The organism is Aerococcaceae bacterium zg-252, from assembly GCA_016237705.1.
In the GTDB taxonomy this organism is placed as follows: domain Bacteria; phylum Bacillota; class Bacilli; order Lactobacillales; family Aerococcaceae; genus Globicatella; species Globicatella yangjingiae.
The window spans coordinates 1,357,761-1,369,612 of record CP066204.1; the positions used below are offsets into that span (position 1 = coordinate 1,357,761).

At 36.9% G+C, this 11,852-nt stretch carries 10 protein-coding genes; all 10 read right to left on the reverse strand.

What is annotated here, in order from left to right:
* Complete coding sequence (recJ, locus tag JDW14_06350) at positions 1-2,340, reverse strand: single-stranded-DNA-specific exonuclease RecJ (GenBank protein QQD64950.1); 2,340 nt, start codon at positions 2,338-2,340, stop codon at positions 1-3.
* A 13-nt stretch (positions 2,341-2,353) separates the two neighbouring features.
* Positions 2,354-2,776, reverse strand: coding sequence for a LapA family protein (locus JDW14_06355; GenBank protein ID QQD64951.1), 423 nt, complete (start codon positions 2,774-2,776; stop codon positions 2,354-2,356).
* A gap of 84 nt (positions 2,777-2,860) precedes the next feature.
* A complete protein-coding gene (locus JDW14_06360) occupies positions 2,861-3,646 on the reverse strand; it encodes an SDR family oxidoreductase (protein ID QQD64952.1) in 786 nt (261 codons plus the stop codon).
* Positions 3,643-4,590 (reverse strand): ribonuclease Z, encoded by a 948-nt coding sequence (rnz, locus tag JDW14_06365; protein QQD64953.1) that lies wholly within the window; start codon positions 4,588-4,590, stop codon positions 3,643-3,645. Before rnz ends, JDW14_06360 begins: the two co-directional genes overlap by 4 nt.
* Positions 4,591-4,641: 51 nt before the next feature.
* Complete coding sequence (locus JDW14_06370) at positions 4,642-6,489, reverse strand: acyltransferase (protein ID QQD64954.1); 1,848 nt, start codon at positions 6,487-6,489, stop codon at positions 4,642-4,644.
* A gap of 14 nt (positions 6,490-6,503) precedes the next feature.
* Entirely contained in the window at positions 6,504-7,808 is a 1,305-nt protein-coding gene (obgE, locus tag JDW14_06375; protein QQD64955.1) for a GTPase ObgE, read from the reverse strand.
* Positions 7,809-7,842: 34 nt separating this feature from the next.
* Positions 7,843-9,870: a glycine--tRNA ligase subunit beta gene (locus tag JDW14_06380; GenBank protein ID QQD66520.1), complete on the reverse strand. Its 2,028-nt coding sequence runs from the start codon at positions 9,868-9,870 to the stop codon at positions 7,843-7,845.
* A gap of 11 nt (positions 9,871-9,881) precedes the next feature.
* Entirely contained in the window at positions 9,882-10,766 is an 885-nt protein-coding gene (glyQ, locus tag JDW14_06385) for a glycine--tRNA ligase subunit alpha (GenBank protein ID QQD64956.1), read from the reverse strand.
* A gap of 562 nt (positions 10,767-11,328) precedes the next feature.
* Positions 11,329-11,583: a type II toxin-antitoxin system RelE/ParE family toxin gene (locus JDW14_06390; GenBank protein QQD64957.1), complete on the reverse strand. Its 255-nt coding sequence runs from the start codon at positions 11,581-11,583 to the stop codon at positions 11,329-11,331.
* Positions 11,573-11,800 carry an antitoxin gene (locus JDW14_06395; protein QQD64958.1) on the reverse strand — a complete coding sequence of 76 codons (228 nt, stop codon included), beginning with the start codon at positions 11,798-11,800 and terminating at the stop codon, positions 11,573-11,575. The genes JDW14_06390 and JDW14_06395 overlap by 11 nt, the downstream gene beginning before the upstream one ends.
* Between the last annotated feature and the right edge of the window lie 52 nt (positions 11,801-11,852).

An 11,852-nucleotide genomic window follows, 5' to 3' on the forward strand; every position in this document is an offset into this window, starting at 1 on the left:
TTAATTCCTCAATTCATCTATATATAATTTAATCTGATCGATTGTTTGATAATTTAGTAATGCTTCTGCCTGATATGCCTTTTCATACTGTTGATAAGCACTCGTTTTGAACAAATCATGTTTTGTATTAGAATCAATGACTTGTGCAACAGCAAAACCATTATTTATTGTAACAAAATTTGCTTCAAAAAACACGTGAAATATACCTTTTAATTTCACTATCGGTAAATTAAATTGTTTACTTAATTGTGGTAAAGTATTTCGCACATTGATTGGTTCTTTTTGCTGCTGAATCCAACGGTAAATCATCGCAAAGTCGGCTCTAGTCGGTAAACCTGCTAACCATTTCGATTCTTCTAAATACACACCTAAATCAACTAATGCCCATGAATGTTGCATTAAATTATCAAATGATTTTAAATTTGCTGGTGGCTGAAATAAAACCAAATGCTCAAACTCGGATAAATCAAAAGTTTCAATCTCATCATACGATGCAATCACACTTGAAGTATTAATATGTTGCTTAAGCCATTCACCTAAAGCAGACTGCTGATACATGAATAATGCTTTTTGAGCAGATAATATCGCTGGATTGATTTTTGATGCTCGAAAATCTCGCCATTGCATACCAAAAACAGCTAAATCTTTTAATTGCACTTGTGGCGTTATTTGTCCATTCCATTGATTTAAGGATAATTCTCCAGCAATCGCACATTCTTGTTGCAAATTAATCGTTTCAAACAGAGCTGCTTTATTAAAACCAATCCCCTCAACTGACTTATCGCTATCAATGTCTGCCACCACAAATTTAACATGTTGTTGGTCACTACCAATCAAACGCTTTTGCTTTAATTGCACTGGGTCAAAGGCAATCATTGGTTTAGGATTATCCATACCAAATGGTCCTAATTGTGCACATTCTTGAATAAATTCAACGGTACATTCTTCTGGTTGAATGCAAACATCAATACAAAGTTCTGGTTTTTGTGCCAAAATCTCACGAAAATCAATAGCAGAATCTGCCATTGATTGATTAAACAACTCCCATTGTTGTGCATCAATCGTTAAACCAGCTGCCTGGTCATGACCACCAAACTGTGCAATATACTCTGACTGCTCACTTAACCAACGGAACAAGTTAATTCCAGCAATACTGCGTCCACTGCCACGAAATTGCTCTTTTTCAGTTAAATATTGAAAAATTAACGCTGGACGATGATATTGTTCAACTAATCTGCTCGCTACAATGCCCAACACTCCGGCTGGCCAATCGGCATCAGCTTCGATAATAATATCTGGAATAGCCCCTTTTGCTTCAATTCGTTGAATCACTTGTTGTGTAATAGTCGTGACGATTGATTGCCGTTCCTTATTTTGTTCATTGATTATTTGTAGTAAAGCGAGTGCTTCATCTTCGTCTTCTGCCCTTAATAGCTCGAGTGCTGGCGTCGGATCTCCTAATCGGCCAATCGCATTTAATCTCGGCCCAACAATAAAACCAATAGTTTCAGTATTAATTTCTTGTAAATTGACTTTTTCTTGAGTCAATAACATTTCCAATCCCAATCGGACCGTTTCTTTCATCATTCCTAGTCCACTCAATACGAGCGTACGATTTTCATCCGTCAAAGACACTAAGTCAGCAATCGTCCCAATCGCTGCCAATTCCAATGCCTCAGCCGGTAATTCACCAGTCAACGCATGAGCTAATTTTAATGCAACTCCTGCACCACACAATTCTTTAAATGGATAATCACCTTTAGGGTGTTTGGGGTGAACAATCGCATAAGCATCAGGCAAAGTTGGTGGCAATTCATGGTGATCCGATACAATAACGTCTACGTTTTGTTGCATTGCATAGTCAATCGCCTCAAACCCAGCTACTCCATTGTCACAAGTTAAAATCAGCTGCACACCGTCTTCTTCAATTTTTTGCTTATATCGATTCAAATTCGGCCCATAGCCGTCAATTAGGCGATTCGGCAAATAGTACGAATAATTAGCACCTAAACTTTCAAGGCATTCAACGAGAATCAAGGTACTTGTAATACCGTCTGCATCATAATCTCCGTAAATTAAAATATGTTCGCCCCTCTCGATTGCTTGGTGCAATCGCTCGACAGCCCTATCCATATCGTAAAGTAAAAATGGGTCATGATAAAGTTGTGGTTCTTGATTGGTAGCTTGTTGAATCGCTTGTGGCGTATTTAAACCTCTCTGCAAGCATAAACGCAGAAAAGCGGGTGAATAATTCAGTCCCGCCAATTGTAATTGATTGAGTTGCTCTGCAGTTTCATCGGAAACCGACGGATATTGCCAATAATATTGAGAACGTCGCATATTACTTACTCCATTATTCAACAATTTCTGCTTGGTCAGTCGCTTCCATTTCCATACTTGGCGTTAATTCAGCAACTTCTTCTTGACTCACATTTACTGTATTCTTCTTCACTTGCTTTAACTCACGCACTTGTGTACGCAAATGTGTAATTTCATTATCTTTATCTGACAATTCACGCAATTGACTTTCTTTTAAAGCTGATAATTCTTTTTGAATCTCTTTTTTCTCACGGATGTGAATTGTAATCGATGAGAATGATGCAATTAAACCGACAATCACACCGATTAATAAACTAAATAATATCACTAATACAAGTGGAATTTGGTACTTCGCAAAGAAGAAATCAACTTGAACAGAGCCGGTATTTTGTAATGCAAATACCACTACTAAAATTAATATAATTAATGATACAATTAATTTCCATTGTCCTTTCATAAAGAAACGCCTCTCTTTCACTTTTCTTTTACTTTATCACGCATCACTCTATTTAACAAGTTCAACGATACTTTCGTATTACCATTATTTCAAATTAAAAGCATTCAATGCTAAAAAATCACCAATTTTAGGAAATAAGTTATATAAATTAGCTGCCAAAGACATTGAAAATGGTAGATTGATTTCACGACGTGACGGCTGCGTCATTGCCACTCGAATAATTTGCTCAGCAACTGTATCGACCGACAGACTCATATCTTTGACACGTTCATAATATTGTTGCGAACGCTCATCATGGCTGAAAAATTCTGTTCGAACAGGACCTGGATTGATAGATGTTACCATAATCCCTTTTGCTTTTAATTCTAAACGCAATGCATTTGCATAACTTAAAATAGCTGATTTAGATGCTGAGTAAACACTTGATGCTGGTGTCGCAATTTTTCCTGCAATCGAACTAACGAAAAAGATTCGGCTACCTTTTGACATATATGGTACTGATAATTGTGATAAGTACATCATGCCAAAGGTATTCACTTTAAACATCTCGACAATTTCATCATAAGAAAAATCAACAGCGTCCTTAAACGTTCCATATCCTGCACAATTCAATAGCACATCAATCTTTTTAAAGCGTTGCACTGATTTTTTAACCAAGCGTTCAATTTGTTTTGGTTCCGACATATCGCATTTTACGACTAATGTTGACGTATCGTATTGTGCTACTAATTCTTTTGCTAATTGTGCTAATTTTTTCGTATTGCGTGCAACAAGTGTTAGAGCAGCACCTTGAGCAGCTGCTTTACGGGCAACTGCTTCTCCGATACCACTCGAAGCACCAGTGATTAAAATATGTTGACCATTCATCATTCTGCTGCCTCCTCATTCATTGGAATATCATACTCCTGTAAATCATACACTAAACGTGTCTTTTCAAACACTGTCTTAGCTTCTATTTCTAATTGTTTCGCTTCTTTTCCTAAATAACGAGCACTAATATGATTCAAATACAATTGCTTTGCATTAGCTTTTTTCGCAACAGTAGCTGCTTGAACATTAGTAGAGTGGAAATGGGCTGCTGCTAATGGAGCTTCACTGCCCTCATAAGTCGCTTCATGTACCAATACATCAGCATTTTGTGCTAAAATTGCTAAATTCTCACATGGTTTAGTATCACCTAAAATGGTCACAATTCTTCCCTTGCGTTCAGGTCCAATGAATTGTTTGCCGTCTAGTACCGTTCCGTCACTGAGTGTTACTGTTTCGCCACGTTTTAATTGTCCGAAAATCGGTCCATTTGGAATATTATACGGTGCTAATAAATCAACCAATAATTCACCTTGTGCATCTGGCTCAATAATGCGATATCCAAAACATTCCACTCCATGATTTAAAGGCAAATACTGTACTTGCCAACCATTCGATAAATTCAGTACCCCTCCCTTATCTTCTAATTCCACAAATTTAATACGATAAGATAAACGTGATTTTGAAAAACGGAGTGCTGACTGCACAAACTGGCGAATGCCCACTGGACCATAAATCGTCAATGGGTCGCCGTCACCACCTTGAAATGAGCGACTACTCAAAAAACCTGGTAATCCAAAAATATGATCCCCATGTAAATGGGTAATAAAAATATTGGTAATCTTACGTGGTTTTAATGTCGTTTCTAAAATTTGATGTTGCGTTGCTTCACCACAATCGAATAACCACGTTTCATTTAATTCATCTAATAATTTTAATGCTAGCGAGCTAACATTACGTGACTTTGCAGGCACACCTGCACCAGTCCCTAAAAATAATAATTTCATTCACTTCTGCTCCTATACTTTGTATGGGTCATTTCTCATTATTGATAGCCCTTAGCGTTGACGATATAATTCGCTCGCAATTAACTTGGCTAATTCCAATGACCCTACTGCATTCGGATGAAAATCATCTAAAAGCCAGCTAGGGTGTGAATTAATAAGAGATGACCAATCGATGATGCGAACATTACCAAATCGTTGTGCTGCTTGCATTAATTGCTCGTTTAGTTGTTTTGCCCATGAAAGATTCGTCCCCATTAGGACAAAATAAATGAGATGCTCGTCACCAATTGCTTTAATATAGTCATTGATTTGCCCTTGTGTAAAGGTCCCATTTAAACCGACCACAGTGACCACTATTGGTTTTAAGCGATTATCCTGTTTCAATTTCTCAATCGTTTCAACACTTGCGTATAACTGACGACCTTCCTGTACATCTAATACGGCTTTAGGGAAGACATCTAAAATTTCTTTAGCTGACGCTAATAATAAGGAATCCCCTACAAATGTGACATCTAAGGCATTCGCATACAATTTTACTTGCTGTTCCAACCCTTCAATATTATTAATCACCAGCTTATTGTTGACATCTCCATTGCGTGTCTTAGCAGCAAGTGCCGTATTTTGTTCAAATGTCGCAGCCAATGTCTTTGTTTCCCCTGAACCAAGTTGCGGTGCAAATAACATTCCAAGCAATCCAACGATGACAACAAATGCGTAGCAACTCATTGTCCATTTAACACCGAGCATTCCTGATTTATTCTCATTCAAATAATGCAACTGAAACTTCGTTTTTTGCCAATTAAAATCTTGTCCAAAAGGCAAACTGATACGCTTTTGCTCAATTAACTGATAGGTCAATTCAGCCAGCAATGCCGTCACCAAAACACTAGCAACAATATGAATGACATAATTTCGATTAATCACTTTAATCATGCGTGGCAAAATTAAACTCACAGGATATAACCATAAATAATACGAATAACTACGCTTACCTAACCATACCAATGGTTTACTTGAGAAAAGTCGATGCCAAATCGTACCTGGATAAATCGCCACAAAGACCATTACCACACTTAATAAAGAGAAGAGTGACAAACCGAAACGATAAGCAAATGGTCGTGTGCCATACATGTATAAAATCATCATCAATGCTAACCAAAATACGCCTCCACCCAAAAGGGTTAATTGCCATTTCGTCGACTGCTTTAATTCTTTAGGCTGAATGGACAATGGAATAATAAATCCCAACACGCCCCCTAAAGTATACGCAGAAATACGTGCACAAAAATCATAATAGATTTGGGAAATTGGACTGCCAACCCACTGCATATAAGCCATAAAGCTCATTGATACCAAACTTAAAATTAATAACATATTAATCGCAAGCGAAGAATTTTTATGCCATTGATAACAACAAATAACCAACAGTGGTGTCACTAAAATGAATTGTCCGTATAATGACGTAAACCATAAATGTGCAAACGGACTTTGATTGACAGCTTGATTAAAATATGACTGCTTTAATAAAATCTGATAATAGTTATTACTAAAGAGCAGACTCGAAAATCCCATACTACGTAAATTGTAAAAATTGCCACGTGCAAAAAACAAAATCAAAACCACTGACAACATCATCATAAAAAGCATTGGGAAAAATAAACGTTCAAAACATCGCCGATAATAATCTTTGAAATCAATCGGTTGATTTTGTCTAATACGATAATGAAAATAACGAAAATTTAAAAATCCAGCGATAAACAGAAATAAATTGACAATTAAAAAACCACCAGGAACTAAATGTTCCATGTAACGATAGGCTAGAATAATGATAATCGCTAATCCCTTTAATCCGTCCAATGCGTTAAAATAAGGTAATTTTCTTTTCAATACTTGTGTCATGGATTCACCTTCAATTAATCCACAAACTCAAATTGATAGCCTGATAAATCAACAATATCGCCTGGCATCGCTCCAGCTTCACGCAATGCCTCATCCACTCCCATTGAGCGTAGTTGACGAGCAAAACGCGCAATACTTTCATCATGAACCATATTGGTCATCGCATATAATTTTTCGATTTTCTCACCATATAAACGCCAGTAGCCTTCGCCAAGTGATTCGATATGGAATGGTACTTCCTCTTCTAATTGATAATGTACTGCCTCGATTACTTCTTCTGTCAATGGTACAAACTCAGTTGTTTGAATTAATTCATATGTTTTCTTCAACAAATCTTTAATTCCAGTTGTTTGCCATGCACTAATTTCATAAATAAAAGGTACTTCTTGTCGTCTGTCTTGATAGTAAGTCACGACTTTTTCTTTAAAACCAGCAACATTTTCTTGTGCAGCTACCTCGTCCATTTTATTGAGTGCTAAAATCATCGGACGGTCTAATAATTTTTCATTGTAAGCTGCTAACTCATTAATAATATCTAAAAAGTCTTGATAAGGGTCACGACCATGAGTAGCTGCCATATCAATAACATGAATCAGTACCTTCGTCCGTTCAATATGACGTAAGAAATGAATTCCTAGTCCGACACCTTGTGATGCCCCTTCAATTAATCCAGGCATATCTGCCAATACAAATTCTTGGTCTACCCCTAATTGCACCACACCCAAATTAGGTGTTAGTGTCGTAAATTGATAATCGGCAATTCGTGGTTTCGCATTACTAACGACTGAAAGCAAGGTTGATTTTCCCACACTCGGATAACCAACCAAGCCAGCATCTGCCAAAACTTTTAGTTCAAGAGATAATTCACGTTCTTCGCCAGGCTCACCATTTTCTGCGATTGACGGAGCTGGGTTTTTATGTGTCGCAAAACGAATATTACCACGACCACCACGTCCACCTTTTGCGACAATAACTTGTTGACCATTATCGACTAAATCGGCGATTAACGAACCTGTTTCAACATCACGAACGAGCGTTCCAGGTGGAACTTTGACAATTAAATCATCAGCACCTGCACCATATTTACTTTTACTCATACCATTTTGACCATTTGCAGCTTTAAAATGACGATTATAACGAAAATCCATTAAAGTACGTAAACCTTCATCTACTTGGAAAATAACATCGCCACCACGTCCACCGTCACCACCAGCTGGCCCACCGTCTGGAACATATTTTTCACGACGGAAAGCGACCATACCGTCGCCACCTTTACCAGCTTTTACATTGACTTTTGCTCGGTCTAAAAAAGTTGCCATTATTACCTCACTTCCTTTCTATCCTATCTATTTTTTAAAATTTACTAATTAATTGACGTGGATCCATATAATCCAATACATAATCCGTTAAAGTACGCATAGTTGCTAAACGGTTTTGACGAATCGCATCATCTTCTGCATTGACCATATTTTCTTCAAAATACGCTTGAATTGGATTGACTAATTGTTGCAATACATCGATAACATTACCTAATCCTAATGATAAAGCATAATTAATTAATGCTGTTTCCGACACTGTCTGTGCAAGGTCTACATCAATTGCTGCTACCTCTGCTTTAGCTCCTAAATTCACGACACGTGTAATCGCCTCAACGATTTGACGATATTGTTCTGGTTCTTGAGCTTTTTTCGCTTGTAATTGTGTCGCTGTTTGAACCATTTGAGTTAATACCAATTGTTTATTCGCAATAACTGCTTGAATAATATCATAATCAATGTGTTCACGTTCTAAAGCAACAGCAATACGTGCTTTAAAAAATTCTTGTAATGCTGCTAATAACGGCTCATCATTTTTGACTAATGGGTGTTGTAATAACAAAGCATTTAAGTCAAACTTCCATTGATTCGCTAAGACAATTTCAACAATACCTGTCGCTTGACGTCTTAACGCATAAGGGTCATTTGAACCAGTTGGAATTAATTCTACTTTAAAGTAATGAATCAATGTATCCAATTTATCAGCTACAGCTAATAATTGGCTAGCAGTTGCTGTTGGTAACGCTCCACCACTTGATTTTGGTAAATATTGTTCCTTAATCGCCGTTGCCACTGCTGATGACAAGCCAAAATGTTCAGCATACACAGCACCAATTTCACCTTGTAATTCATCAAATTCACCAACTGTTTGTGTCATTAAGTCATATTTATACACTTGACTTGCTGCAACAGCATCTTGAACTGCTTGTTCATCTGCATGAATGGCATCAGCTACCATTAGAATTAATTCGCCAATACGACGTTGTTTCGCTGCTAATGAACCTAATTTAAAGTGTTCATTTACATGCTCTAATTTTTCTAAGTAATACGATAATGGGCGTTTCAAATCTTCTTTATAGAAGAATAAGGCATCTTCTAAGCGAGCACGCAATACTTTGCGATTTCCTTTGATAACTTGTTCTAAATGCTCAGCATTCCCATTACGCACCGAGATAAAGTATGGTAATAATTTACCAGTTTTATCCGTTGCATAGAAATAACGTTGGTGGTCACGCATTGCCGTAATTAATACTTGCTCAGGCACTTCTAAATAATTCGTTTCAAATTCGCCATAAAAGACTGTCGGCCACTCCACAATTGCCGTAACTTCTTCTAACAAATCAGCATCAATTGGCACTACCCACTGCTGATTCGCTGCTAAATCTTCTATTTGTGCTTTGATGACTGCTTGACGCTCAACAAAATCAACCATAACAAACTCTTGTTTTAATTGCTCAACATAGGTTGCAGGTGATTGAATTAACACATCATGCCCTAAAAAACGATGTCCACGACTTAAACGGTCAGCTGTCACTCCAACAAATTCAAATGGCACTACTTCACTATCTAAAAGTGACACAATCCAATGAATTGGACGAATAAAACTTGTTTCAATCTGATTCCAATGCATTGTCACTGGAAATGTCATCGCTTGAATGACTTGTGGTAATTTAGCTAAAACAGATTCAACTGGTTGACCTGGAATAAATTTTTTAACGTGCAAATACTCTACACCTTTAATAGATTCAACAAAACTATCTTCAGGAGTTGCACCTTGTCCACGCAAAAATCCTAATGCTGCTTTTGACCAATTACCCGCTTCGTCTTTAGCAATTTTCATTGCAGGCCCTTTAGCAACTTCGGAAACATCTTCTTGTTTCTCTGCTAAACCGTCCACAATCACTGATAAACGACGTGGTGTAGATAAAGGCGTGATGTTTTCAAACTCAATACGTTCTGCTTGTAAAAATTGTTCCACACGCTCTTTTAATTGTAGACTTAATGACTGCAAAAAACGTGCAGGGATTTCTTCTAAACCAATTTCTAATAAATACTGTTTACTCATCATTCACACCTCTACTCTTTATTTAATAATGGGAAACCTAAACGTTCACGTTCATCAACAAATGCTTGTGCAACAGAACGAGCCATTTTACGAATACGTGCTAAAAATCCTGCACGGTCAGATACAGAAATCATACCTCGTGCATCTAAAAGGTTAAAACTATGGCTACATTTTAAAATATAATCATACGCTGGATGCACTAGCCCAGCTTCGATTAATTTCAACGCTTCTGTTTCATACGCATCGAATTGTTGGAATAACATCTCACTATTACTTAATTCAAACGCATAAGTCGAATGTTCACGTTCAGGTTGCCGGAAGATTTCTCCGTATTTAACACCCTCGAGCCACTCTAATTCATAAACATCTTCAACGTCTAAAATATACATCGCTAAACGCTCTAAACCATAAGTAATCTCAGAAGTTACCGGCATACATTTTAAACCACCGACTTGTTGGAAATAAGTAAATTGAGTAATTTCCATACCGTCAATCCACACTTCCCAGCCCAAACCAGCACAGCCAAGTGACGGATTTTCCCAATTATCTTCAACAAAACGAATATCATGCTCTAATGGATTAATCCCAATTGCTTCTAAACTTTCAAGATATAATTCTTGAATATTCAATGGTGACGGCTTCATCACTACTTGAAATTGATGATGTTGGAATAAACGGTTTGGGTTTTCTCCATAACGTCCGTCAGCCGGACGGCGAGACGGTTCAACATACGCGGCATTCCATGGTTCTGGGCCAATCGCACGTAAAAAAGTATATGGACTCATTGTTCCTGCACCTTTTTCCGTATCATAACTTTGTAATACCATACAACCTTGCTTAGCCCAAAATTGTTGCAATGTCATAATAATATTTTGCATTGTTTGTTTTTTAGCCATATTATCACTACTCCTTTTTGTAAATATATAGTGCGAACTAGGGGGAACTGACTTGAATCACTGGAGCAACGGTCGTAGAAGTGCCTAAGCACTTCAAGAGCTTTGCGAAGTGGACGTCATTTCTGCTCATTGGAGCCGGAATAAAAAGAACCCCTATGAATGAACACGCTCGTTCACTCATAGGGGCGATTAAATCGCGGTTCCACCCTAATTTATGGGGATTGATAAATAAAATAATCAGTCCCAACTCTCTCGTTTCATTATTCAAACTGGTTAAAAACATGCCACCGATTCGTTTTGGCTTCCACTCTCCCAAAATCGCTTTACTATCTTCTTTTATCTGTCTTTAACTGTCATAATAATACCGATAATATGCGTAAAAGTCAACTGAAAATAGGGAGAAGTCTAGCAAATCTCTAATAAGTAAACTATCGAAAATAAGCAAAAAAATTGACTCAAAAAATCAATGATATTTAAAAATTTACATAAAAACTTTTGCTGTTATACTCCATTTTTCGATATAATCACAATTCATTCCATATAATATTTTTAAGCAGAAATTTCAGTATATATTTTTGCGATGTCCGACTTCTAACGCTAAAATCACCATTTCATTGTCTTGAATATTCACAATAACACGATAATCACCGATACGATACCGCCACTGTCCACTACGATTCGCAACTAATCCTTTTCCTTTTGAACGTGGATTCGTCACAACAGATTCTAAATAAGACTTAATTTGCTTTTGAACAAACTTATCTAACTTTTTAAATTGTTTAAAAAATAAAGGTGTTGGAACAAGATTATAAACCATGAGTTAGCTCACTCCATGATAGTACTTGTCCACCATTTGCTAGATATTCTTCATAATCTTCTAATACCATATCTGCAACTTTCGCATCATATTCGTCTTCAATTGAACGCAATGTTTTATTACGAATCAATTCCGATAAACTAATACCTTCAAGTTTAGCCATACCTTGCAAAAATAGTTTTTCTTGTTCTGATATTTTTAAAGTAATAGTAGCCATGTTATCCCTCGCTTCCCATTCAGTAATACCATTGTATTACTTTTATGATTGA